This is a genomic window from Streptomyces sp. NPDC096136 (assembly GCF_044763325.1).
In the GTDB taxonomy this organism is placed as follows: Bacteria; Actinomycetota; Actinomycetes; order Streptomycetales; family Streptomycetaceae; genus Streptomyces.
Map to the genome: position 1 here is coordinate 518054 of NZ_JBIWFZ010000001.1, position 24692 is coordinate 542745.

Annotated in this window: 22 protein-coding genes; 11 read left to right on the forward strand and 11 right to left on the reverse strand. The window is 76.2% G+C overall.

The genetic code is table 11. The features are described 5' to 3' along the window. The first annotated feature begins 270 nt into the window (after positions 1-270). A complete protein-coding gene (locus ACIRBY_RS02285) occupies positions 271-552 on the forward strand; it encodes an ATP-binding protein (protein WP_403894782.1) in 282 nt (93 codons plus the stop codon). Between the two features lie 95 nt (positions 553-647). After that, complete coding sequence (locus ACIRBY_RS02290; RefSeq protein ID WP_403894785.1) at positions 648-905, forward strand: hypothetical protein; 258 nt, start codon at positions 648-650, stop codon at positions 903-905. 75 nt (positions 906-980) lie between these two features. Here the strand turns inward: ACIRBY_RS02290 and ACIRBY_RS02295 are convergent, their stop codons facing one another. From ACIRBY_RS02295 to ACIRBY_RS02305, 3 genes are all read right to left on the reverse strand, one after another. Continuing rightward, the gene (locus ACIRBY_RS02295; RefSeq protein ID WP_403894787.1) at positions 981-1766 is read right to left on the reverse strand and encodes an oxidoreductase; all 786 of its coding nucleotides are present in this window, start codon (positions 1764-1766) and stop codon (positions 981-983) included. 82 nt (positions 1767-1848) lie between these two features. Beyond that, complete coding sequence (locus ACIRBY_RS02300; protein WP_403895257.1) at positions 1849-2427, reverse strand: TetR/AcrR family transcriptional regulator; 579 nt, start codon at positions 2425-2427, stop codon at positions 1849-1851. A gap of 33 nt (positions 2428-2460) precedes the next feature. Beyond that, positions 2461-4362: a hypothetical protein gene (locus ACIRBY_RS02305; protein WP_403894790.1), complete on the reverse strand. Its 1902-nt coding sequence runs from the start codon at positions 4360-4362 to the stop codon at positions 2461-2463. A gap of 325 nt (positions 4363-4687) precedes the next feature. Here ACIRBY_RS02305 and ACIRBY_RS02310 point away from each other — a divergent pair, with 325 nt between their 5' ends. From ACIRBY_RS02310 to ACIRBY_RS02325, 4 genes are all read left to right on the forward strand, one after another. Next, positions 4688-6124, forward strand: a complete 1437-nt coding sequence (locus tag ACIRBY_RS02310; protein WP_403894793.1) for a multicopper oxidase family protein — start codon at positions 4688-4690, stop codon at positions 6122-6124. A 150-nt stretch (positions 6125-6274) separates the two neighbouring features. Beyond that, positions 6275-9487 carry an amidohydrolase family protein gene (locus ACIRBY_RS02315; protein ID WP_403894796.1) on the forward strand — a complete coding sequence of 1071 codons (3213 nt, stop codon included), beginning with the start codon at positions 6275-6277 and terminating at the stop codon, positions 9485-9487. Between the two features lie 64 nt (positions 9488-9551). Next, positions 9552-11066: an alpha/beta hydrolase gene (locus ACIRBY_RS02320; protein WP_403894799.1), complete on the forward strand. Its 1515-nt coding sequence runs from the start codon at positions 9552-9554 to the stop codon at positions 11064-11066. Between the two features lie 99 nt (positions 11067-11165). Beyond that, the gene (locus ACIRBY_RS02325) at positions 11166-11834 is read left to right on the forward strand and encodes a DUF2278 family protein (RefSeq protein WP_403894802.1); all 669 of its coding nucleotides are present in this window, start codon (positions 11166-11168) and stop codon (positions 11832-11834) included. 17 nt (positions 11835-11851) lie between these two features. Here the strand turns inward: ACIRBY_RS02325 and ACIRBY_RS02330 are convergent, their stop codons facing one another. Both ACIRBY_RS02330 and ACIRBY_RS02335 read right to left on the reverse strand, forming a co-directional pair. Beyond that, positions 11852-12964, reverse strand: coding sequence for a peptidoglycan recognition protein (locus tag ACIRBY_RS02330; RefSeq protein WP_403894804.1), 1113 nt, complete (start codon positions 12962-12964; stop codon positions 11852-11854). Positions 12965-13129: 165 nt separating this feature from the next. Next, positions 13130-13564, reverse strand: coding sequence for a CBS domain-containing protein (locus ACIRBY_RS02335; RefSeq protein WP_403894806.1), 435 nt, complete (start codon positions 13562-13564; stop codon positions 13130-13132). A gap of 152 nt (positions 13565-13716) precedes the next feature. On the opposite strand from ACIRBY_RS02335, the gene ACIRBY_RS02340 reads away from it, so the two are divergent. Both ACIRBY_RS02340 and ACIRBY_RS02345 read left to right on the forward strand, forming a co-directional pair. Then, positions 13717-14301 (forward strand): TetR/AcrR family transcriptional regulator, encoded by a 585-nt coding sequence (locus ACIRBY_RS02340; protein ID WP_403894808.1) that lies wholly within the window; start codon positions 13717-13719, stop codon positions 14299-14301. A gap of 104 nt (positions 14302-14405) precedes the next feature. Then, positions 14406-15164 (forward strand): SDR family NAD(P)-dependent oxidoreductase, encoded by a 759-nt coding sequence (locus ACIRBY_RS02345; RefSeq protein WP_403894811.1) that lies wholly within the window; start codon positions 14406-14408, stop codon positions 15162-15164. Positions 15165-15174: 10 nt separating this feature from the next. Here ACIRBY_RS02345 and ACIRBY_RS02350 read toward each other — a convergent pair whose 3' ends face one another. Together ACIRBY_RS02350 and ACIRBY_RS02355 are read right to left on the reverse strand one after the other, a co-directional pair. Further along, positions 15175-16719, reverse strand: a complete 1545-nt coding sequence (locus ACIRBY_RS02350) for an alpha/beta hydrolase (protein ID WP_403894814.1) — start codon at positions 16717-16719, stop codon at positions 15175-15177. Between the two features lie 128 nt (positions 16720-16847). Beyond that, on the reverse strand, positions 16848-17519 hold the full coding sequence (locus tag ACIRBY_RS02355) for a hypothetical protein (protein WP_403894820.1): 672 nt from the start codon (positions 17517-17519) through the stop codon (positions 16848-16850). Positions 17520-17721: 202 nt separating this feature from the next. Here ACIRBY_RS02355 and ACIRBY_RS02360 point away from each other — a divergent pair, with 202 nt between their 5' ends. Continuing rightward, on the forward strand, positions 17722-18270 hold the full coding sequence (locus ACIRBY_RS02360) for a hypothetical protein (RefSeq protein WP_403894825.1): 549 nt from the start codon (positions 17722-17724) through the stop codon (positions 18268-18270). A gap of 21 nt (positions 18271-18291) precedes the next feature. Here ACIRBY_RS02360 and ACIRBY_RS02365 read toward each other — a convergent pair whose 3' ends face one another. After that, the gene (locus ACIRBY_RS02365; RefSeq protein WP_403894827.1) at positions 18292-19341 is read right to left on the reverse strand and encodes a methyltransferase; all 1050 of its coding nucleotides are present in this window, start codon (positions 19339-19341) and stop codon (positions 18292-18294) included. Between the two features lie 230 nt (positions 19342-19571). On the opposite strand from ACIRBY_RS02365, the gene ACIRBY_RS02370 reads away from it, so the two are divergent. After that, on the forward strand, positions 19572-20804 hold the full coding sequence (locus ACIRBY_RS02370; RefSeq protein WP_403894830.1) for a cation diffusion facilitator family transporter: 1233 nt from the start codon (positions 19572-19574) through the stop codon (positions 20802-20804). Here ACIRBY_RS02370 and ACIRBY_RS02375 read toward each other — a convergent pair. After that, the gene (locus ACIRBY_RS02375) at positions 20794-21708 is read right to left on the reverse strand and encodes an alpha/beta fold hydrolase (protein ID WP_403894833.1); all 915 of its coding nucleotides are present in this window, start codon (positions 21706-21708) and stop codon (positions 20794-20796) included. The genes ACIRBY_RS02370 and ACIRBY_RS02375 overlap by 11 nt on opposite strands. 177 nt (positions 21709-21885) lie before the next feature. On the opposite strand from ACIRBY_RS02375, the gene ACIRBY_RS02380 reads away from it, so the two are divergent. Then, complete coding sequence (locus ACIRBY_RS02380; RefSeq protein WP_403894835.1) at positions 21886-22380, forward strand: hypothetical protein; 495 nt, start codon at positions 21886-21888, stop codon at positions 22378-22380. A gap of 44 nt (positions 22381-22424) precedes the next feature. On the opposite strand, the gene ACIRBY_RS02385 is transcribed toward ACIRBY_RS02380, so the two are convergent. Further along, entirely contained in the window at positions 22425-23951 is a 1527-nt protein-coding gene (locus ACIRBY_RS02385) for a glutamate synthase subunit beta (RefSeq protein ID WP_403894838.1), read from the reverse strand. 145 nt (positions 23952-24096) lie between these two features. Then, the gene (locus ACIRBY_RS02390; protein ID WP_403894841.1) at positions 24097-24630 is read right to left on the reverse strand and encodes a hypothetical protein; all 534 of its coding nucleotides are present in this window, start codon (positions 24628-24630) and stop codon (positions 24097-24099) included. Positions 24631-24692 lie beyond the last annotated feature (62 nt).

Sequence of the window (24692 nt, forward strand, 5' to 3'; positions counted from 1 at the left end):
CGCACGCGGTCTGCGTCCTCACCATGGTCTCCGCGATCACCTGGGGCGTGGTCACCTTCACCCACCTGCACCACCCGGCACCGGAGCACCTCAGGCTCCACCGCGCCGCGGACCACGTCCCGCAACACCGGCGGCCCGGCCCCCGCCGCCCTGGACGGCGCCGACCTGCCCCGGGCCCCGCGCCGGCTCGCCGAACACCTGGGACGCACCCTGCGCACCACCGTCAGCCTCGCCCCCGAGCCCTTCCCGGGCCTGCCGGCGGCGGTGGAGGTGGCCCTGTACCGGATCGCCTCGGAGGCCCTCCACCACGTGGTCCGGCCCGCGCGGGGCGGCCACGCCCACGCCGCCGTGGTGCCGACCCCGGAGGCGGTGACGGTGGAGGTGCGCGACGACGGGGCCGGCGTCCCCGGAGGCGGCGGGCGGGGGGCCCGCGGCGTGGGGCTGCGCTCGATGGCCGAGCGCGCCGAGGAGCTCGGCGGGACCTTCGCCCTGGTCGCCTCGGGTACCGGGACCGCCGTCGGGGCGGTGCTCCCGCGTACGGCCGGGACCTGAGCGGGACCTGGGGACCATGTGCCCGGGACCCGGGCCTCCGTACGTTGGTGCTCCGGAGCCGGACGGGCCCGGAGGAACAGGAAGAAGGAACCGCCGTGAACACGAAGATCGCTCGCATCGTCCCGGCCGCGCTCCTGGCCGCGGGTGTGGTCCTCTCCGGCCCGGTGGCGCTGGCGGCCCCGCAGCACGGGACCTCCTCGGCCGCCTCGGTCGTGGACCACCGGTCGTCCGGGAAGAAGGGCCCCTATTCCAGCAAGGGGGCCTGTGAGTCGGCCGGCCGCTACGGACACTACAAGAGCTACCGCTGCTCCTACGAGCACTACAAGTGGTGGCTGTACTACTACACGTCCTGACCGGAGGCCATCCCCGCGGGCCGGGGCCCGGGACGCCGGTCCCGGGCCCCGGCCCCGCGGCGGGCCGGCCCGCCGTCAGACCGTCTTGACCATCCCGCCGTCGACGACGTAGTCGGCGCCCGTGACGTTGCCGGCGACGTCGGACAGCAGGAACACGATGACGGCGGCCACCTCCCGCGCCTCGGTCATCCGGCCGGTGGTGAGGCCGAACTCCGCCGGGAGCCCTTCCAGCAGGGCGGCGTGCCCGATCCCGGCGGCCTGCGCCACCAGGCCCCCGAAGTTCTCCGGGTCCTCCCAGACCGCCGTGCGGGTGGGACCGGGGGAGACGGTGTTGACGCGCACGCCCCGGGGCCCGAACTCCTCGGCGAGCGACTTGGTGACCGCGCCCAGAGCCGCCTTGGCCGCGCTGTAGGCCACCGGGCCGGTGGCGGGCAGGCGCGCGCAGACGGAGGAGACGTTGACGACGGCCCCGCGCCGCTCGGCCAGGCCGGGCAGGACGGCGCGGGTCAGGCGCACGGCGCTCATCAGGTTGAGGTCCAGGTACCGCGCCCACTGGGCGTCGTCGCTGTCCAGGAAGCCGGTGAGCCCGCCCTCCGGGTCGCCGCCGCCCACGTTGTTCACGAGCAGGTCGACGCCGCCCAGTTCGGCGTGCGCGGCCTCCGCGAGGGCGGCCACTCCGGCGGCGGTGCCCAGATCGGCGGCGACCCCCAGGGCGCCGGAGGCGGCGAGTTCCGGCGTGACCGTACGGGCGGCGCCGACGACGCGCACGCCCTCCTCCACCAGCGCCCGCACCGTGGCGAGGCCTATGCCGCGGCTGGCGCCGGTGACGACGGCGGTCTTGTCGTGCAGTCCGAGCTTCATCGTTTCCCCAGTTCTTGAGCTACAGGTACAAAACATGGGCAGGCGGAAGCCGCCCCTCGCCGGGCGGGCCCCGGGGCGGGTCCTACAGGGAGTCGACGGTGGCCTCGACCACCAGCGCGAGGCGCTCGGGCCCCTCGGCCACGCGCGCCAGCAGCCGCAGGCCCACGGCCGTGCTCAGCAGCATGCTCCCGACGGCGCGCGCGTCGCGCTCCGGCGCGATCTCCCCGGAGCGCCGGCCCTCCTCGACCAGCGCCCGCAGGGCCTCCTCCGTGCGGTCGAACATCCGCCGCACCAGCTCCGAGGCCGCCTCGTCGGTCCCCGCCAGCTCCGCGGCGGTGTTGACCGCCATGCAGCCGCGCCGGTCGGGATCCGTGAGGTCCATCTCGACGAGCATCCTCAGGGCGGCCCGCAGCCGGTCCTTCACGGGGCCGTCCCCGCCCAGCAGTTCGATCACGGCCAGCGCCTGGCTGTCGCGGTAGCGGCGCAGGGCCAGCTCGAACAGGGCGTGCTTGCTGCCGAAGGCGTGGTACAGGCTGCCCTTGCCGATGCCGAGCGCGTCGACCAGGTCCTGCGGCGTGGTGGCGGCGTAACCCTGGCGCCAGAACACCTGCATGGCCTGCTCGACGGCGGCTTCAGGATCGAACTGCTTCGGCCTTCCCATGATCGTCATTCAACATCATTCTGGACTCTCAGGTCAAGTACGGGCGGGCGGCGGGGTCGGCAGCCCCGGGCCCTCCTGCGCGACCAGGGTCAGCAGCACCAGCGCGTCCGTCCAGCCGAGCGGTACGACGGCCTTCGGCAGGCCCTGGGGGTCCACCGTCTCGGGCAGCTCGCCGAGGAGGTTGCGCTGGCCCAGCACCCAGTCGAGCACCGCGCCGCCCTTCGCCCGCTCGCCCGAGGAGGTCCAGGCCAGGGCGAAGAACGAGGTGCTCGCCGTCCAGGAGATGTTCCCCCAGGGGGCGCCGGGGTCGCTGCCCGGCACCAGTCCGCCGTTGGGCCGCCGCAGCTCGCGGAACGTGTCGTCCAGCGCCCGGGCCAGGCCGGCGGGCGCCGTGTTGAACGGGGGGGCCATGAACGCCGCCGCGCTGTCGCGGCCGTGCAGTCCGTCGACCGTGCGCGCGTAGCCCAGCGGGGCGAACCGCTTCGCGATGCCCGCCCGCAGCCGCCCGGCCGCCTGCGCCCAGCGCACGGCGTCCGCGTCCCGCCCCCGCTCCCGCGCGAGGTCCGCGGCGGCGTTCAGCCCGGCCAGCAGCGGGGCGGCGGTGCCGATGTTGGCGGTCGCGGTCGGCAGCTCCCAGTAGTCCGGCGAGGCGGGCGGCAGCCCCTCCGCGTCCAGGGAGCCGGCGGTGAAGTCGGCCGCCTTCGCGATCGCCGGGTACAGGGCGCCCAGCCGCTCCGCCCGGCCCGCCGCGGGCGCCGTCCGGTACCACTGCCAGGCGGCCCAGGGGACCCAGCCGTTGGCGTCGAGCTGCCACTGCCGGTTGTCCGGCGGACCCGACCCGTCGAGGCGGGTACGGGCCTCCCAGGTGCCGTCGGGCCGCTGGGTCCCGGCGTTGTAGCGCAGGATCCGGTACGCCTCCTCGTCGTGGCCCGTGTGCGCGAACGCCGCCGCGGCGAAGGCCGAGTCCCGCGGCCAGGAGAAGTCCCAGAACGGGTACCAGGCCGCGGCGAAGGCCCCGTTGGGCCGCAGCAGCGCCCGCATCGACAGCAGCGCCCGCTCGGCGCCCTCGCGCCGGGCCGCGGACCCGCCCGGGACCCTCCCCGAGGCCAGCCAGCGCCGGGACTCGGCGATCTGCGCCAGGGCCCCCGGGTCCTGCGCCCCGACGACCCGGGACTTCGCCGCGCCCGCCGGCAGGTGGCGCCACCGCCCGGACGGCAGCTCCAGCACGTTGCTGCCCGGCAGGTAGCGGGCGCCGACGGCGAAGGCCGGGTCGACCGCCTCCACCGCCCCGCGCCCGTCGGTGAGCAGGCCCGCCGTACGGGCCGGCTTCAGGGAGGCGGGGACGTAGCAGGCCTCCGCCTCGCCGCACCGCTCCGCCCCCGTGGGGTTCACGTAGAAGGCGAACCGCCCCCCGCCCTCCCGCCAGCCGCCCGCCGCCCCGTCGAACCGGGACGCGGCCGGGGCGCCGGCCGCGTCCCCGCGCCTCCCGTACCAGACGACCGGCTCGTCCCCGCCGGTCGTGGCCTGCGCGAACAGCCAGTAGCGGGCGCCCGGCCGCACGGCGGCCGCCAGTGGGACCTCCACCCAGCCCGCCCCGGCCCCGCCCAGCCGGGCCAGGTCGACGGCGGCGTCCGCGACCGCGGAACCGGGGTCCTCCCGGACGGTGCGCACCTGCACGCGCACCCTCCCGGTCGCCGCCCCGCTGGCCAGGTACAGGCTCACCCGGTCCAGCCGGCCGGCCGCCGTGCTGAACTCCTGGGCCCCGGCGCTCCCCGCACCCCTGATCCCGGCCAGGGCGGCGTCGTGCCCGGCCTGCCGGTCCGGGGCCGCCCGCCGCGACCGGTCGGGGGGACCGCCGGCGGCGGCCGTCCCGTGCGCGGCGTGCAGCAGCGTCGTGAGCAGGGCGGTGGCCGCCAGAACGGACCGTGTGCGCATCACGCATTGCCTCCACTGTGATGAACCGTCAAAAATCCAGGCAGAGCGCGTGGACGGCGCTATTCATCCAATATCCCCGGCCAGGGCGCCACGTTGGTCCCGTATCCGCAGATCACGCGCCAGACACTCCGCCAAGTCGCCCGTTCGGCCGAGCCCTTCACCGGTCCTCCACAGCCGCACCAGCGGGGCACCACCGCTCTCGCGCAGGCTCTCCTCGTCCACCACCGCGCATCCGTGCGGCCAGCCGATCGACCGGCACTCGAGGCGCCGGGCCAGTACCCACGGGGGAACAGTGATCACTCGACGGACCGCACTCAAGGCAGGCGTGGCGGCCACCAGCGTCGTCGGGACCGGCGGCATGCTGCTGCCCGTCGTGAACGCCACCGCGAAGGAGCCCGCCCGCGCCGCCGCGGCCGAGCTCGACGCCGCCGGCATAACCAAGTTCGCGCAGAAGATGCCGCTGCCCCCGGTCCTGACGCCCTACCTCAACACCGGCAGCACCAGCTACTACCGGATGACCCTCAAGGAGGCCACGAAGGAGATCGTGCCGGGGCTGCGCACCCCGCTGCGCACCTTCAACGGCTCCTTCCCGGGCCCGGTCATCAAGGCGGAGTCCAACCGCCGCGTGGTGATCAAGCAGACCAACAACCTCGCCGTCCCCGCCTCGATCCACCTCCACGGCGCCCACGTCCCGCAGGACAGCGACGGCTCCCCGATGGACCTGATCCCCTCCGGCGGCGGCACCAAGACGTACACGTACCCCAACACCCAGCCGCACGCGAACCTGTGGTTCCACGACCACGCCCACCACATGGAGTCGGAGAACGTCTTCCGGGGGATGACGGGCACTTACATCCTCACCGACGACGCCGAGCGCCGGCTGCCGCTGCCCGCGGGCCAGTACGACGTGCCGATCTCGCTGCGCGACGCCCGCTTCCTGGAGAACGGTGAACTCGTCTACGCGATGGGCGACTTCATGAAGCGCAACGTCATCCTCGCCAACGGCAGGTCCTGGCCGTACTTCGAGGTGGCGTCCCGCAAGTACCGCTTCCGCCTGACCAACACCTCCAACCAGCGCTTCTTCGACCTGTCGCTGGCCGACGACTCCGAGCTCGTGCAGATCGGCACCGACGGCGGCCTGCTGCCGGCCCCGTACCGCACGAACGTCGTCAAGATCAGCCCCGGCGAGCGCGCCGACGTGGTCATCGACTTCTCCCGCTACCCGGTCGGCACCGTCATCGAGCTCCGCAACAAGGACATCGCCCCCTTCGAGTCGGCCGACGTGGTCGGCAAGGTGCTCCAGTTCCGGGTCACCCGCACCGCCCCGGACCACAGCTCCGTCCCGGAGCGGCTGCGCACCCTGCCCCCGCTGGGCACGGCCACCGTCAACCGCGAGTTCGACATGCGCATGGACGAGGCCCCCGGCGGCAGCGCGTACATCAACGGCAAGACGTACGACATGGACCGGATCGACACCGAGATCGCCTACGGTGCCACCGAGATCTGGACCGTGCACAACTCCAACAAGATCGCCCCGCACAACTTCCACATGCACCTGGTCCAGTTCCGGGTGCTGGAGCGCAACGGCCAGCCGGTCACCTCCGGCCCCGAGACCGGCCTCAAGGACACCGTCCCGCTCAAGCCGGGCGAGACCGTCAAGCTCCAGGCCACCTTCACCGGCTACCGGGGCACCTACGTGTACCACTGCCACCTGTTCGACCACGGCGCCATGGGCATGATGGCCAATATGCGCATCTCCTGACGTCCAGCCCCCCGCATATCCTCACCCCGGCGGCCGATGGGCCCGCCGGGGTGAGCCCGTGTCCGGGCCCGTTGCCCCGGCGGGGGCCGGGTCGTTCGACCGTCCGACGGGACCGGCGGGCGGGCCCGGGGGACGGGAGGGGCGTTCGCGATGCGGATGGCGCGCAGGACGGTACTGGGGGCGGCTTCGGCGGGGGCGCTGGCGGCGCTCCTCGGGCACCCCCCGGCCGAGGCCGCGGGAGCCCCGGCCCCCGCACCCGGCCCGGCCCCCGGCGAACCGGCGGCGCCCGTGCGGCTGCGGTTCACCCGTGCGACCAACGGCGCCGCCACCGCCACCGCCGCCGGGGACCGCGTGATCGCCGAGGTCCAGGGCGCCTTGTGGTCCCTGCCGCCCGACGGCTCCCCGGCGGCCCGGCTCACCCCGCCCGACCTGGAACCCGGCCGCCCCGTGCTCTCCCCGGACGGCGGCCGCGTCGCCATGAGCGCCTACCGCGGCGGGAACTTCCACATCTGGGTGATGCGCGCCGACGGCACGGGCCTGCGCCGCCTCACCGACGGCCCCTTCGACCACCGCGCCCCCGCCTGGTCGCCCGACGGCCGTACCCTCGCCTTCTGCTCCGAACGCGGCGGCGACCCCGTGGCGGGCAGCCCCTACCGGATCTGGACCGTGGCCCTCGGCGACGGCGGCCTGCGCCGCCTCACCGGCCTGCCCGGGCAGGACGGACCCGACCAGGGCGGCGCCTGGGAGGACTTCGACCCCGTCTTCACCCCCGACGGCTCCCGCGTGCTGTTCGTCCGCGCCGCCCTCGCGGGCGAGGCCCTCACCGCCCGCACCCTCGCCTCGGCCGCCGCCGACGGCGCCGGCCCCGTCCGCACCGAGCACACCGCCGCCGAAGGCAGCCTGCTGGCCCCCGCCCTCTCCCCGGCGGGACGCACCGCCTGGCTCTGCGCCATGCCCGGCCCCCGCAAGGCCGAGTACCTGACCCTCTGGGCCGACGGCCGCCCGGTCCCCCTCGACGGGGACCTCGCCCCGGCGCCCCCGCGCTGGCTCGGCGACGACCGCCTGCTGGTCACCCTCGACGGGCGGTTCCGCACCGTCCGCCCCCACCGCGACCGCACCGGCGAGGAGATCCCCCTCGACGCCACCCTGGAAGTGAACCGCCCCCGCTACCGGGTCAAGGAGTACGTCCTGGAGGCCGAACGGCCCCTGCCCGTCCGCGGGATCCACCTGCCCGCCCTCTCGCCCGACGGCCGCAGCGTGGCCTTCGCCGCGCTCGGCGCCCTCTGGGTCGCGCCCGTCACCGGCGGGGCCCCGCGCAGGATCCTCCGGGCGAAGACCACCGCCTACCCCCAGAACCCGGTGTGGACCCCGGACGGGCGGGCGCTGCTCTACACCGACGACCGCGACGGGCTGAACACCGTACGCCGCAGGGAACTCGCCGACGGCCGGGAGACCGTCCTGTCCCCGGCCGGCCGCGTCTACGGATCGCTCTCCCCGGACGGCACCCGCCTCGCCGCCCTCGACCTCTCCGGCCGGCTCCTCGTCCGCGACCTCGCCACCGGCGAGGAGAAGCCCCTGGCCACCGCCCTCGGCGGCGGCGGACTGCCCAGCCCGCCCAGCTGGTCGCCCGACGGCCGCCACCTCGCGCTCTGCGACCGCAACCGCCTCAGCCACCGCTTCCGCGAGGGCTACAACCTGATCCGGATCGTCGACACCGCCACCGGCGCCGCCCGCCTGTACGCCCCCGCCCCGCACACCTCGCTCTCCGACCGCTACGCCTCCGGCCCCGTCTGGTCGCCCGACGGACGCTTCCTGGCCTTCGTGAGCGAGTCGGCCCTCTGGCTGCTGCCCGTCGCCCCCGACGGCACCCCCGCCGGGGCGCCCCGCCGCCTCACCGACGAGAGCGCCGACCACCCGAGCTGGTCCGGGGACTCCCGCACCCTGCTCTACCAGTCCGCGGGCCGCCTGCGGCTGCTCGCCCTCGACGCCGACGGCGGCCCGGGCGCGGCACCCCGCACCGTGCCCGTCGCCCTCACCCACCGCCGGCCCGCCCCCGTGGACACCGTCGTCCACGCCGGACTCCTGTGGGACGGCACCGGCGCCGCGCCCCGCGCCGACGTCGACGTCCTCGTCAGCGGCGGCCGCGTCACCGGCGTCGAACCCCACCGCCCCGGCCGCCGCGCCGCCCGCACCGTCGACGCCTCCACGGGCACCGTCCTGCCCGGCCTGTGGGACTCCCACGTCCACCCGTACCCCTACACCTACGGCGCCCGCCAGGGCGTGCTCCACCTCGCCTACGGGGTCACCACCGCCGTCTCCCTGGGCGGCTCCGCCTACGAACAGGCCCGTCTGCGCGAGGACATCCGGGCCGGGCGGCTCGCCGCGCCCCGGCTGCTGGCCGGCGGGGAACTCCTCGACGGATCCCGCGTCGCCTACAGCATGGGCCGCGCCCACCGCACCCCGGAGGGCTTCGCCCGCACCCTGGCCCGGGCCGCCGCCCTGGACTGGGACTTCGTCAAGACCTACGTCCGCGCCCCCTACGAGCTCATGGAACGGGCCGCCCGCTTCGCCCACGAACGGCTCGGTGTCCTGGCCGGGTCCCACCTGTGCGCCCCCGGCATCCAGTCCGGCCAGGACCTGACCACCCATCTGATCGCCACCGAACGCGCCGAGTACGGCCACGGAGCCACCCCCGGCGGCCACACCGAGGAGGACACCCTGGAGGTGTACACCGGGGGCGCCTTCGACCTGATCGCCACCCCCTTCACCGCCTGGCCCCTCATCGGGTCCGACCCCTCCCTCGCCGCCGACCGCCGGGTCACCGCCCTGATGCCGCCCTGGGACGCGTCCGCGATCCGGGCGGCGGCCGGGCAGCCGCCCGGCGCCGACCAGCTCGCCGCCCTGGAACGCGAGGTCTCCGTCTACCGCGCCGTCCTGGCCGGCGGCGGCCGCGTCGCCCTGGGCACCGACGCCCCCCTCACCCCCGTCGGCCTCCACCTCCACCTCGCCCTGCGCGCCCTGCACCGGTACGGCCTGTCCCCGGCCGAGGCCCTCACCACCGCGACCCGCACCCCCGCCCGCGTCTTCGGCGCCGACACCCACCTCGGCACCGTCGAACCCGGCAAGTACGCCGACCTCACCCTCGTCGACGGCGACCCCTTCACCGACTTCGCCGACCTGGTCCGGATCCGCGCCGTCCTGCGCGCCGGCACCCTCCACGAACGCAGCGCCCTGGAAGCCTCCTTCCCCGAGCCCCCCGCACCCGCCGTCCCCGCGGCCCCCGTTCCGGCCGCCTGGCACCCCGTCCGCCACCAGATGCAGCGCGACGCCTGCTGCAACACCCCCTCCCACGCCTGGGGTTAACCCCACCCGGCGGCCACCGGGCTGCCGGATGGGCCCCCGGCCCCCGGCCGACGAGGCTTGCGGCATGACGAACCGACGGAACAAGGCCCTGCTGCTCGCCCTCTGCACCGCCACCGCCGTGGCCACGGCCACGACCGCGACGGCGGCGCCACAGCCCCCGGACCGCCCCCGCGCCGGCACCCCCCGCCTCGACTGGCGCCCCTGCGCCAAGCCGGACGGCCCGGCCGCCCAGGAGTGCGCCGACCTGCCCGTCCCCCTCGACTACGCCGACCCGGCCGGCCCGCAGATCAGCGTGGCCGTCTCCCGCATCCGCAGCGACCGCCCCGAGGCCCGCCGCGGCACCCTCGTCGTCATCCCCGGCGGGCCCGGCGGCTCCGGAGTGCAGCGCCTGACGCAGAAGGGCGCCGCCCTCGGGAAGGAACTCGCCGGCGCCTACGACCTCGTCGCCCTCGACCCCCGGGGCGTCGGCGGCAGCACCACCGCCGCCTGCGGCATCGCCCCCGAGGACCGCCGGCTCACCACCCTGCGCTCCTGGCCCGGCCCCGGCGGCGACACCACCCCCAACCTCGCCCGCGCCCGGCGCGTCGCCGAGGCCTGCGCCACCGCCGGCGGACCCGTCCTGCGCAGCTTCAGCACCGCCAACCAGGTCCGCGACATGGACCGCCTGCGCGAGGCCCTGGGGGAGCGCAAGCTCTCCGCCTGGGGCGTCTCGTACGGGACCTACGTGGGCGCCGTGTACGCCCAGACCTACCCGGGCCGCACCGACCGCTGGGTCCTCGACAGCAGCGGCGACCCCGACCCGGAGCGGGTCGCCCGGGGCTGGCTCGCCAACATGGGCCGGGGCGCCGAAGACCGCTTCCCCGACTTCGCCGCCTGGGCCTCCCACCCCGACCGCGACCGCGAGGGCCTGCGCCTGGCCGGGAGCCCGGAGGAGGTGCGGCCCCTCGTCCTCTCCCTCGCCGACGCCCTGGACCGGTCCCCGCGCCCGTCCACCACCCCGGGGACGCCCCTGACCGGCAACGACCTGCGCCAGGCCCTCCAGAACGCCCTCTACCGCGACTCCGCCTTCCCCGGCCTCGCCCGGCTGCTCCTGTCGCTGCGGGACCCGCAGGCCACCCCCGTCCTCCCGCCGGAGCTGGCCCAGCCACTGCCCGACGCGGAGGCCTCGCAGCTCCTCGCGGTCGTCTGCAACGACGTGGCCTGGCCGAACCCGCCCGCCGCCGACCTCCAGCACGCGGTCGACGAGGACCGCGGCCGCCGCCCCCTGACGGCGGGCATGCCCGTCAACGTCACCCCCTGCTCCTTCTGGAAGACCCCGCCCGCCACCCCGCCCACCCGGATCACCGACCACGGCCCGTCGAACATCCTCATGATCCAGAGCCGCAAGGACCCCGCGACCCCGTACGCGGGGAGCCTGCGGATGCGCGAGGCCCTGGGCCGCCGGGCGGTGATGGTCCGGGTCGAGCAGGGAGGCCACGGCATGTACCTCGGCAACGGCAACGCCTGCGGCGACCGCGCCGTCACCCGCTTCCTGACCACCGGCGCCCGCCCCGCCCGGGACACCGACTGCCCGAACTGACCGGGCCGGCACCTCCACCTCCACCTCCACCGCGACCGCGGCCCGCCCGCCCCCGGCGCGTCACCCGCTTCCCCGTCGGGCCGGTGGTTGACTGGCCGCATGCCGCTCGACTCCTACGGCGTGCTCTCCGGGACGCTGCACCGCCACTTCCGCGACCAGCCCGACACCATGGGGCGCTGGTTCCACGTCAACCTGGAGGTGGACGCCCCGGCCGGCCGCTACCGGTGCGCCGTCGACGTGGACAGCAAGCAGTCCGCCACCGGCGTCCAGTGGAAGGTGTTCGTCCTGGCCGCCTCCATCCTCGACCCGGTGCCGGCCATGGGCCCCGGCTACCACGAGCTCTCGCCGTCCTCCGGCTCGGGCGCCCTGGACTACCTGCGCCACCCGGCCCTCGTGGACCGTCCGGGCTGCCTCTTCGTCCGCAGGCCGCCCGCCCGGCTCCAGGCCCTCCTGGACCGGCTGCACCCGCCGCGCCCGTGGGTCTCGGGATCCAACCTCGACGCCGCCCAGGCCCTGGAGCCCATCCTGGTGCCCGGGCGGGAGATCCTCGTCTTCGGCGAGCCCTTCGACCACGGGCTCGGGATGCACGACGTCCACCAGAACCAGGGCGACCCGTACGGCAGCCAGTGGTGGCCCGACAACGGCACCTGGCAGGACGGCGCCACCCTCACGAAGCGCCCGGACGGCCGCTACGACGTCTTCCTGAACAAGTTCTCCAGCCAGGCGGACCGCACCGACGCGAACGGGCATCCCGTGCGGACGCCCTGACGGTCCGTCGCGAACGGCTAGACGGGCAGGCCCCCGAAGCCGGGCAGCAGGCCGCCGAGCGGGTCCGCGGCCCGTGCGCGCACGGCCGGCAGCCGGCGGTGGAGGGCCGTCCCGGGGCACTCGGTGGCGAACACGTCGCGGTGCCCGGAGACGCGCCCCACGGTCACCCGCTCGCCCCGCCGGAAGCGGCCGTTGTCGACGGCGGAGGTCAGGGTCACGGTGCCGGCCGGGTCGTGCCCGTACCGGCGCAGGGCCCAGGCCGCGAGCCGGGCGACGGCCTCCACGGCGGCGGGCGGGGCCTCCTCGTCCGTGTACCGACCGATGACGGCGACGCCCAGGGTGTCGGTGTTGAAGCCGAGGGTGTGCGCGCCGGTGACCGGCCGGTCGGAGCCGCCCGCCCGGCCCTCGAAGACCGTGCCGCACTTGTCGACCACGTAGTTGTAGCCCAGGTCCTTCCAGCCGTTGGCCCGCCGGTGCAGGGTCTGGAGCCCGCGCACGATCGCGGGGGAGTCGGCGCAGTCGTAGGCGTTGGTCTGGGCGGTGTGGTGGACGAACACGGCCTCGACCTCCCTGCCGTACACCACCGGGCCGCCGTCCTGCGCCGCGCCCCAGTCGGCGCGCGGCACGACCCGGGGGCTGCGGGGGACCGCGCCCGCGCCCGCGTACACCGCCGGGAGGGCCCCGGCCGCCGGACCGCTCCCGGGCCGGGCCGCCGGGTCCGGGCCGGGGTCGACCAGGTCCAGGCGCAGCCCGGCGGTCAGGGGGGCGTCCGTGCCGGCGGCCCGTACCTCGACCCCGGTGGAGGGCCCGGCCCACCAGGGCTCCCCGGGCTCCAGCACCGTCCAGGCGGACCAGGCGCCCGAGGAGCGGGCCCTGGTGCGGACCCGGTATCCGCCCGGGGCCGGCGGCCGGCCGGCGGGGGCGGCGACGGCCAGCATGCTGAAGCCCGCCGTGCGCGGTGCGGTGAGGGCGGCCGCCGCGCCGCCGGCGGTGAGGGTGAAGGCCCGGGCGGCGGCCGGGGGAGGGCCGGCGGGCTGGTCACCGGTCGCGGCGGTGGCGGTGAGCGCGCAGACCACGGCGGCGGTCACGGTGACGGCGGCGGGGGTGCGCCGTGATCGGCGGCTGCGCACGCGGTGCTTCCCCCTCGTCGACACACGATGCGCCCGCCGGGCTCCGGGAGCCCGGCGGGCGCACCGCCACTTCGCTGACCGGTTACTTCAACGAGGCGGTCGGCAGGGGGTTACGGGCGGTCGGCGGGGAATGCGGCCGCCGGTCGGGCGGCGTGCGGTCCGCGGTCAGTTCGCGGCGTAGACGCGGACCGCGAACTCGGCGATCTCCGCGTCCGAGAGGTTCTTCGCCAGGTTGGCCTCGGTGATCATGCCGATGAGCCGGTGGCCGCCGGCGACGTCGATGACCGGCAGCCGCTTGATCTGGTGGACCTCCATGGTGTCCACCGCCTCCTGCGCGTTGCTGGCGGCGTCCACCCAGTGCAGCGTCCCGGCGAGCTCCCCGGCCTTCGTCGAGGCCGGGTCCTTGCCCTCGGCACAGCACTTGATCACGATGTCGCGGTCGGTGATCAGCCCCTGGAGGCGCTGGTCGTCCCCGCAGATGGGCAGGCAGCCGACGTTCAGGTCGCGCATCATGCGCGCCGCGTCCAGCAGGCTCTGCTCCTCCCGGACGCACTGCACACCCTTGGTCATGATGTCCCGGGCCCGCAGGTTCCTGGTCATGGTTCCTCCTTGGCTCTCCGAGTGTGTCCGCGGCCGTGTGCACCCCTCCCTACGAGCACAGCACGGATGGGCCCGCGCGGCGCGCCGAACGGGCGGTCCCGGCGCCCCATGTTTCTTGACCGATCGTTCCAGATCGTTTTATGATCTTCGACGTGGCCAGGACCAAGGAATTCGATCCGGACGCCGCGCTCCAGTCGGCCCTCGAGCTGTTCTGGCGCCGCGGGTACGAGGCGACGTCGGTCGCGGACCTCGTCGAGCATCTCGGCATCGGGCGCGCCAGCATCTACGCGACCTTCGGCAGCAAGCGCGAGCTCTACCTGAAGGCGCTGGACCGCTACGCCGAGACGCAGAACCCGCTGCTCCTGTCGGAGCTGTCGCGGCCGGGCCCGGCGCTGCCCGCCGTGCGGGAGGTGGTCCGCCGCTTCGCCGCGGAGGCGGTCGCCCCGGGGCGCCGGCAGGCCGGCTGCTTCGTCACCAACACCGCCGCCGAGCTGGCCGCGCACGACGGTGGCGCCGCCCGCCGGGTAGAGGCCGACTGGGACCGCTTCGAGACCCTGCTGCACTCCGCGCTCCTGCGGGCCCGGGCCCAGGGCGAGCTGCCCGAGGGCCGCGATCCGCGGGCGCTCGCCCGCATGCTGCTGGTCCTGCTCCAGGGGGTCCGCGTCGTGGGCAAGGCCTGCGACGACCCGGCCCGGGTGCGGGACGCGGCCGAACAGGCCCTGACCCTGCTGGACTGACCGCACCGCTCGCGGGAGCCCCTCCGGGGTGCGCTTCCGTACGCCCTCATACTGAACCGTTCGTTCCAATATGGGCCCCACGGCCCTCAAGGGAGTCACCGAAGATGAACCGCTTCACCGGCAAGACCGTCCTGGTGACCGGCGCGGGCTCCGGCATCGGCCGCGCGATCGCCCTCGCCTTCGCCGCCGAGGGCGCCCGCGTGGTCGCCGCGGGACGGACCGCGGCCCCGCTGGAGGAGACCGTCGCCCTCATCGCGGCCGCGGGCGGCACGGCCGCCGCCGTCCCCGCCGACGTGACCGACTCCGGCCGGCTCGCCGGCCTGGTGCGCGCGACCGTGGACCGCTTCGGCGGGCTCGACGTCGCCGTCAACAACGCCGGGATCCTGCGGGGCACCGTCCCCGCCGCCGACATCGCCGAGGAGGACTGGGACGCGGTGCTGCGCACCAACGTCACCGGCGTCTGGCTCGCGATGAAGCACGAGATCGCGCACATGCGCGAGAACGGCGGCGGTGTCATCGTCAACGTCTCCTCCAACCTGGGCGCCCACGCGCGCATCCCGAACGCCGCCGCCTACGTCACCTCGAAGGCGGCCGTCGCCGCCCTCACACGCGCCGCCGCCCTCGACCACATTCGCGAGGGCGTCCGCATCAACGCGGTCAGCCCCGGCGCGACCGCCGCGCCCATGTCGCTGCGGCCGGGCGAGACCGAGGCCGAACGGGTCGAGCGGATCAGGCACGAGAACCCCCTCGGCCGGCTCGCGGAGGCCGAGGAGGTCGCGGCGGCCGTGCTCTACCTCGCCTCGCCGCAGGCCGGCGCCGTCGTCGGCACCGACCTCGTGGTCGACAGCGGCTCCTCGGCCTGACGGCCCGGGCCTACCGGCCGGCGGCCGGGTCCGGCAGCGGCCTGCCCTCGCACGAGGCGTCCTCGGCCGGCATCCGGCCGTCGACGAGGAAGCCCTCGACGTATGCGTCCACGCAGGGGTTGTGCGCCTGGTAGACGCCGTGGTCGCCGCCGCCGACCGTGATCAGCCGGGACCCGGCCGTCTCGCGGTGGGCCCGCAGCGCGCCCTCGTAGTGGGTGGCCGGGTCGTGCAGCGAGTTGAGCATCATCATCGACGGCAGTCCCCGCCCGGTGACCTGCACCCGGGGCGCCCGGGAGCGCGGCCAGGAGGCGCAGACCGAGGCGAAGGTCAGCTCCCGGGCCCCGGCCATCGGATACGCGCGGCTGTCGGCCTCGCTCCGGCGCACCCAGGAGTCGCTGTCGTGGTTCCAGGGGGTGTCCTGGCAGATCACGGAGAAGAAGTCCGCCGCGAACTGCGCCCCCAGCGGGTGCCTGAGCTTCTCGGCGAGGGCCTTGCGGGCGGCCGGCGGGGCCGCGTCCGGGTGCTGGAGGACGCCGAGCACCATCGCCAGGTCGGGGAAGCGGTCGCCGCTGTAGATGACGGACGTCGCGGCGGCGTCCAGGTGGTTGGGGGTGACCAGGGTCCCCTCCAGGTCCAGCGGGTGCTCGCCCAGCGCGCCGCGCAGCCGCTCGTACGACGCCTTCGCCTCCTGCGGGGTCCGGCCCTGGTGGTAGGTCGCGTCGTTCGCGGCGAGCCAGGGCAGGAAGTCCTGCTCGAACCGGCGCTGGAAGCTCATCGGCTGGCCGGTCAGGAACTCCTGCCAGCTGCCGGTGAAGCCGATGTTGCTGTCGAGCACCACCCGGTCGACCCGGCGCGGGAACTCGGTGGCGTAGTAGGCGCCGAGGAAGGTGGCGTAGGATGGGCCGTAGTAGGAGATCTTCGACTCGCCGAGCAGCGACCGGAACAGGTCCATGTCGTGGACGGCCTGGTTGGTGGTGACGTAGGGGAGCAGCCCGCCCGACTGCCGCTCGCAGTCCCGTACGAAGCCCCGCGCGCGGTCCAGGGTGGCTTCCACGGCCCGCGGGGACCGGTCGCGCAGGTCGCCGCTGGTGAACAGGGCGTCCACGGTGTCCTGGTCGGAGCAGACCACCTGCGTGCTGGCGCCCACCCCGCGCTGGTCGAAGCCGACGATGTCGTACGCCGCCGCCAGCTTGGGCGAGTACGCCGCCAGCCCCGCCGGCCGGCCCAGGCCCGAGGCGCCCGGCCCGCCGGCCGCCATCATCAGCACGCCCCGGCGCGCGGCCGGATCCGAGGCCCGGTGCCGGGACACCGCCACGGTCAGGTCCGCGCCCGCGCCGGGGTGGTACCAGTCGCGCGGCACCGTCATGGCGGCGCACTCCAGAGCGCCGGACTGGCAGGGCTGCCAGTCGAGCCGCTGCTGCGCGTACCGGGCCGGCGCGGCGGGCGCGGCGTCCTTCGCGGCGGCGCTCGCCGGGGCCGCGGGCAGGGCGGCGAGGGCGAGCAGCCCGCACGCGGCGGCCGTGGCCCAGCGCGCGGGCTTCTTGAAGAGGTGCATGTGGGTGGTTCCCCCCGGTCGGTGCGGTACACCCCGATCCTCCGCGAGCCCGGCCGCCCGGACGATCCTCCTACTGCCCGTATCCGGGGTGGTGCTGGCACCACCCCGTCCTCCTGCGGCCTACCGGACTAGGCGACGAACTCCTCGTCCCCGTAACGGACTTCGGCCTTGCTCCAGTCCACCCCGAGCCCCGCCGCGAACCGCTGCGCGAGCGGCAGGTCGGCGACCGGTGCGATCAGGATCAGCCGGCCCCCGAGGGTGACGGAGCCGCCGCCGAGCCGCTCGCGGGCCTCGGGGTCGGCGGCCAGCGCCTCGCGCAGACGGGTGGGGCTGACGCCGGCGGCCCGGACCTCTACCGCGTCGGTCTCCGGGGAGGTGCGCGGCAGGCAGCGGAAGGTCAGGACCGACTCCTGGCGGTACTGCTTGGCGATGACGCCGGCGATGTGGTGCAGCCCCTCCCGGTCCACCCCGTTCACGTCGAACTCGCGCGAGCGCTCGTAGGTCGTCTGCTTCTGCTCCTCGGACCAGAACACCCCGTCCAGCAGGGTCGAACGCGCCGTCAGGGCTCCGTTGGCGTGCACGATCCCGCGGACCTCGCGGTCGAAGCGGGTCAGCCGCGTCTTCAGCCGGGGGTCGGCCGGATCCGTGATGACGGCGGTGTTGTCGGTGGCGAAGACCTCCCCGTCCGGGCAGGCCGCGGCCGCAGCCGCGGACGGCGCCGGGCTCGCCTGGGCGGTGCCCGCCCCCGCCGGCCCCAGCGCCAGCACCCCGGCGACGACCAGCACACGCAACCGCTTCATGCTCAACTCCCTGCATATGGGCCCCTGCCGCCCCGCTCCGGGCCGCGGCGGCCCCATCCTAGGAGCCGGACGGGGCAGTTCATTCCCCCTTACGGCATATGGCGGACACCGGGCGGTCCGGATGCCTCCGCCCGGCCCGCCGGAAGGCCGACGTGAGAGGGACCGCCGCGGGGGGTATGGCTCACCCCCGGGAGGGGGAGTCGTGGAAGCTGGCGCAAGGAACGCGGTCCGGGCCCTGGCCCTCCTCGGATCCGCCGCGGTCCTGGCCCTCGCCGGGTGGCTGGTCTGGCTCCTGCCCGGACCCCAGCTGGTGGCCGTCCTGGGCCTGCGGCCCGTGGACGGCACCCTGGCGGTGTCCGAGTGCCACGACGCCTCCGACGCGGAGGGCTACCCGGGCGGAACCGAGTGCAGGGGCCTCTACACCCCGCGCCGGACCGGCGGGCCGCCGCGCGAGGTCGTCCTGGACGGCGCCGCCGCGCGGTACGGCCCGGGCAGCGCCGTGCCGGTACGGATCGCCCGGGGCACGGCGTACGAACGGTCCGGATCCGCGGTCGGGCACGTCAGCGCCGTCACCGGTTTCCTCCTCGTCCCCTTCCTCGCCCTCGCCTCCTGGCTGCTCGCCTGCGCCCGCCGGGGGAGGGCCGCGCACGCGGAGCCGCACCTGCTCGCGGCGCTGGCCGGGCTGGCCGCCGTGTTCGTGCTCAGCGTGGCGGCCGCGCTGCTCGCCGCCCTCGCCACCGCCCTCCTGTGACCCCGGCCGGGCGCGGGCCGGTCACACCGCGACCGCCTCCAGGACCGACGGCAGCGCGGGCGTCGGCAGGATCCGGTGCAGCCGGAACCCCGCGCGCGCCAGCAGCTCCTCGAACTCCGCGGCGGTCCGCTCGCGCCCCTCGACGACCATCAGCATCACGATGTCCAGCTCCACGGCCGGGTGCGGAACACCGCCCCCGGGCAGCACGGCGTCCACGACCAGCAGCCGGGCCCCCGGGGCCGCCGCGCGCCGGACCGTACCGAGGACGCGCAGCGCGGCCTCGTCGTCCCAGTCGTGCAGGATGTGCTTGAGCAGGTAGAAGTCCCCGCCGGGCGGCACGGCCTCGAAGAAGTCCCCGCCCTCGGTGCGCCACCGGCCGGCCAGCGCGGGCTCGTCCAGCAGGTGCTCCGCCACGGTGTCGGGCCGGTCGAAGAGCACGCCCTCCAGCGCGGGCCCCCGGCGCAGCACGGCCCGCAGCAGCCCGCCCCGGCCGCCGCCCACGTCGACCACCCGCGCCCCGTCGGGGAACGCGTAGCCGCGGGCGACCAGTTCGTCCTCCTGCCCGGAGAACGCCGCCATCCCGGCGTCGAAGACGGCGCGGTCCCCGGGGGACTTGTGCAGGTGCTCGAAGAAGGGGCCTCCGTACGCCAGCTCGAAGGGGGACCGGCCCTCGCGCAGGGCCCGCGGAAGTTCGGCGGCGGACCCCGCGATCATCGGATCGGTGATCATCAGCACCCCGGCGTGCTGCGAGTGCGCCGCGTCCGTCCGCAGCGGCTGTCCGGCGGGCTCCAGCCGGAAGCCGCCCCGCGCGTCCTCGTGGAACAGGCCCCGGACCGCGAGCAGCCGCAGGACGCGGCGCAGCGCGGCGGCGTCGGTGCCGGTGAGGCCGGCGAGTTCGACGGGTGTGCGGGGGCCGTCCGCGAGGTGGTCGGCGATCCGGTGGACGGCCACGGCCCGCAGGGCCGCGGAGTGGACGTGGCCGAACATCACGTCGCGCAGCACCGCCGGCGCGGACGCGGCGGGCGGGTGGTCGGGGGACAGGGGGGAGGGGAAATCGCCGGGGCCGGTCACGGGCGCGCTCCTGTCGTCTCAGGGGGTACCGCACCGCCATGGTGACCGCGCGGGTCCGCCGTCCGGGGGGTTTCCGGCGCGGTCGCCCGCCGTCAAGTCGAGTTCAGGGCAGACCCGGACGGGGGAACGGCACCGGCGGCTCCCCGCACGCACCTGCGAGCCCTTCGCACCTGGTCACGGCACGTAAGACGGCCGTAGCCGCAAGGGGTTCCCTGTGCCACGGTGGACGCATGGAGGGCAACCGGAGCACCGACGGCACCCACCCCCACGACGACCACCACCCGCACGACGGCAATCGAGGGCACGGCCACCCCGACGACCACCCCGACGACCGCCCCCACGGCCATACCCGCGACCGCCACCCGTACGGCCGTCCGCTGGAAGGCCACCCGCCCGGCCACCACGGCACCGGTCACGGCCACCACGGCACCGGTGGCGGCCACCACGGCACCGGTGGCGGCCACCACGGTCACGGCCGGCCCGCCGGCGGTCCGGCGGCCCGGCTGCGCCACCGCCTCGGGCACCTGCTCACCCCCCACCGCCACGAGGCCGCCGACAAGGTCGACGCGGCGATGGAGGCCTCCCGCGAGGGCATGCGCACCCTGTGGAGCTCCCTCGCCGTCCTGGGCGCGACCGCGGCCGTCCAGGCGCTGATCGCCGCCCTGTCCGGTTCCGTGGCCCTGCTCGGCGACACCGTCCACAACGCCGCCGACGCCCTGACCGCCGTACCGCTGGGCATCGCCTTCCTCCTCGGCCGCCGGGCCGCGAACCGCCGCTACACCTACGGCTACGGGCGCGCCGAGGACCTCGCGGGCGTGTGCGTCGTGGCGGTCATCGCCGTGTCCGCGGCCCTCGCCGCCCTGGCGGCGGTCGAGCGGCTCCTGGAGCCCCGCGAGGTCACCCACCTGTGGGCCGTCGCCGCGGCGGCGGTGACCGGGTTCGCCGGCAACGAGTGGGTGGCCCGCCACCGCATCCGCACCGGCCGCAGGATCGGCTCCGCCGCCCTGGTCGCCGACGGCCTGCACGCCCGCACCGACGGGTTCACCTCCCTGGCCGTCCTGTTGGGCGCGGCCGGCTCCGCGCTCGGCCGGCCCGCCGCCGACCCCGTCGTCGGCCTGCTGATCACCCTCCCCGTCCTGCTGGTCCTCGGGAGCGCCGCCCGCGAGGTCTGCCGCCGCCTGATGGACTCCGTGGACCCCGTCCTCGTCGACACCGCCGAACGCGCGCTGCGCGGGGTGGAGGGGGTCCTGGACGTCGGCCAGCTGCGCATGCGCTGGATCGGCCACGCCCTGCGCGCCGAGGCCGACATCGTGGTCGGCCCGCACCTGACGGTCGTCCAGGCGCACGGGCTGGCGGTGGCTGCCGAGGGGGCCCTGATCCGCGCGATCCCCCGGATGACCGCCGCGACGGTCCACACCGACCATGCCGGCGCCCACCCCGGACGGGCGGCGGTCAGCCGCTGACGGGGGCCCGCTCGGCGCGCGCCACCAAGGCGGCGATCAGCGAGGCGATCCGCGGCCACAGCTCCCTGGGGAGGTCGTGCCCCATGCCCTCGAAGACGGCGAGTTCGGCGCCCGGGACGGCCGCGGCCGTGGCCCGCCCGCCGCTGACGTCGCACACCGGGTCCGCGGCGCCGTGGATCACCAGCGCGGGCACCCGTACCGTGCCCAGCCGGGCCGTCCGGTCGCCGGAGGCGATCGAGGCGACGGCCTGGCGGCCGACGCCGAGGGGGTCGTAGTCGCGGTCGAAGGCGCGGGCGGCGCGCTCGCGCAGCGCGGCCTCGTCGCAGGCGAACGCGGGCGAGCCCATGACCCGTACCGCCCGGACCGTCCGCTCGATGGCCTCCTCGCGGTTCGCCGGCGGCGGCCCCGCCAGCACCCCCAGCACCCGGGGGTCCGGCCGCCCGACGCCGGGGGCGCCGGTCGTGGACATCAGGGAGGTCAGCGACCGGACCCGGCCGGGGTGTTCGATCGCCATCGTCTGCCCGATCGCCCCGCCCAGCGACAGGCCGACGACGTGGGCGCCCGCCAGGCCCAGCGCGTCCAGCAGGCCCACCGTGTCGGCCGCCATGTCGGACAGGTCGTAGGAGGCCGACGACAGGTCGCCGCGCCGGGCCGCCGGCACGTCGGGCAGCGGCGCGTCGTGGAAGTGCGAGGACAGGCCGCAGTCCCGGTTGTCGAACCGGATCACCTGCAGTCCGCGCCCGGTCAGCTCGGCGCAGAACCCGTCGGGCCAGCCGTGCATCTGGAGGGCGAGGCCCATCACCAGCAGCACGGGGGGCGCCTGCGGGTCGCCGAAGCGCTCGTAGGCGACCTCGATGCCCGACGGGCCGACGTCCACGGCCCTCTGCTCGCTCACCGCTGTCATGCACCGGTTGTACACGCCGCGGGCGCCGCACGGGCCGCTGCGGACGCCGCGTGTCCTGCGCCCCCACCCGCATGTTCCCGCCCGGGAGCCGGCACCCCCTCGCGGGACCGCTCCGCCAGGGGTGCGAGACTGCCGGTGCGTGGACGCGGGATGCGAGAGGCGGGAGGGAACATGCGGGTGGGGGCGGGGCGTCGGACCCTGGTGGTGCTGGCCATGGCGACGGCGACGGCCTGCGGGGCCCCCTTCCAGGACCTGGGCCCGCTGCCGGAGCGCTACTCGGGCCCGCCGCTGGGCGCGGAGCAGGCGGTGGCCGACCTGACGGCGGCCATGGCCGAGGAGGGGGTCGCGGTGCGCCGGGCACCCCGGGACACGAGCCCGATCGAGTGCCACGAGGTGCTGGCGGCGGAGTACCCCGCCGCGGGCGCCGACGCGGCGCTGCGGGCCGGCTTCGCCCGGGCCCGCAGCGGACACGGATGGCAGGAGGCGCAACGGCACCCGGACGGCATGCTCAGCCTCCGCAAGGCGGACTGGACGGCGACCACCGAGCTCACCGGCACCGCCGCGGCGGGGGAGCCCACCGCGCACATCGTGATCACCCTCCTCTGCGACGGCGCCCGCTCCAAGCCGCACCCCTCCCCGACCCCTCCGACGGTCTTCCCGACCGACGGCTGAGCCGCCCCGCCCGGGCGGGGCCGGTGCGGGCCCCCGGTGGCCCCCTACGCCTCCGGCGGAGCGTCCGGGTCGGGCCCGTAGCGCAGGCGCCCCAGGGCCGTCATGGGCCGGTCGTGCGCCGCCACCGGGGCCGGCAGGACGGTGGAGCCGGTCAGGTAGCGGTCCACCGCCGAGGCCGCCGAGCGGCCCTCCGCGATCGCCCACACCACGAGCGACTGCCCCCGCCCCGCGTCCCCGGCGACGAACACGCCCGGCGCCCGTCCGACGGCGGCGAAGTGCGCGTCCCGTGCGAAGTTGCCGCGCCCGTCGTACTCCAGCCCCAGCTGCTCGCGCAGGCCGCCGGCCCGCTCGGGGCCGGAGAAGCCCAGTGCGAGCAGGACCAGCCCGGCCTCGATCACCTGTTCGCTGCCCGCCAGGGGCCGCCGCTCCCCGGGCTCCACGGCGGTCAGCCGCAGCGCCCGCACCCGGCCGCGGGCGTCGCCCTCGAAACACAGGGTGGCGCTGGAGAACAGCCGGGGGTCGCGGCCCGCGCGGCCCCGGGCCTCCTCGTGCGCGTGGGAGATCCGGTACACCTTCGGGTGGACCGGCCAGGGCTCGCCCTCGGCGCGGTCGGGCCCGGGTTCGGGGTTGATGTCCAGCTGGACCACCGACAACGCGCCCTGCCGCAGGGCCGTACCCAGGCAGTCCGAGCCCGTGTCGCCGCCGCCGACGACCACCACGTGGACGCCGTCGGCCGTCACCGGCGACACTGGGAACTCGCCCTCGCACACCCGGTTGGCGCAGGTCAGATAGTCCATGGCCTGGTGGATCCCGCCCAGCGAGCGCCCCGGGACCGGCAGCTCCCGGCGCTCCCCGGCGCCGACCGCCACGACCAGGGCGTCATAGCGGCCGCGCAGCCCGTCCGCCGGTTCCGCGCCGCCGACGTCCGAGCCCGTGACGAACGAGGTGCCTTCGCCCCGCATCTGCTCGATCCGGCGGTCGAGGTGCGACTTCTCCATCTTGAACTCGGGGATGCCGTAGCGGAGCAGGCCCCCGATCCGGTCGGCCCGCTCGTGGACGACGACCCGGTGCCCCGCCCGGGTCAGCTGCTGGGCCGCGGCGAGCCCCGCGGGGCCGGAGCCGATCACGCCCACGGACCTGCCGCCGCGCCGCTCGGGCGGGCGCGGGGCCATCCAGCCGCGCCGCCGCCCCTCGTCCGCGATGGTCTGCTCGACGTTCTTGATGGTCACCGGGTCGGCGTTGATCGCCAGGACGCAGGCGTCCTCGCAGGGCGCGGGGCAGAGCCGGCCGGTGAACTCGGGGAAGTTGTTCGTCGCGTGCAGCCGCTCGTACGCGGCGCGCCAGTCGGAGCGGGCGGCGTAGGCGTTCCACTCGGGTATCAGGTTCCCCAGCGGGCAGCCGGTGTGGCAGAACGGGACACCGCAGTCCATGCAGCGGTCGGCCTGCTCGCGGACGAGCGGGAGCAGCGCCTGCCCCGCGTACACCTCGCGCCAGTCCCCGAGCCGCTCCTCGACGGGCCGCGGCGGCACGGCCCTGCGGGGGATCCTGAGGAAGCCGAACGGATCGGTCACGCGCCGCCTCCCTGGCCCGGGTGCGAGAGGGTGAGAGGCGCGGTACGGCGCGCCGGGAGCGCGCCGTATGCCACCTTTCCCCCAGATTACGCCGCCCGGGCGAACCGGCACCCGGTCCCGGCGGCCCGCCCCGGGCGCGCGGGGCTCAGTAGCCCCAGCGGGGCTGTCCGCCGTCCTGGCGGCAGGAGATCAGGCGGCCGTTCGCGGCGTGGGTGATGCGGCCGACGTCGGCCTTGCGGCAGTACTGGCCGGCGCTGTAGCAGTTGCCCGCGTTGGAGACGATCTCGCAGGAGGCCTTCGCCGGCTCCTCGGCCGCCCTCGTCGTCGGCTGCGGGGCGGGCCGGGTGGCGGCCCGCGTGGGGGCGGGGGCCCCGGAGGGGGCCTTCGCGTCGGGGGCGGCGGTGGCCGAGGGGCTCGGCGGCGTCGACGGGGTCGCCGACGGGGTGGGCGTCGGCGTGGGGGAGGCCGTCGGCGACGGGGAGGCCGTCGTCGGCGCCGCCGAGGACGGGGGCGGCGGCACGGCCGGCCCGCCCGCTCCCTCGGCGGGCCCGCACGCGACGGCGACCCCCGCCGCCACCACGGCGACCAGCGCGAGCCGTATCCGGCCCGTCCACCGCCCGCCCGTGCGCCCGTTCCCGATGGCCCCGCCCCTGTCCGCGCCGTACATCCGTACCCCCACCACGTCGATCCTCCGGAATCGGTCAAAGGAGCAACAGCATAGGAACGGACGTCCGGTTCTTC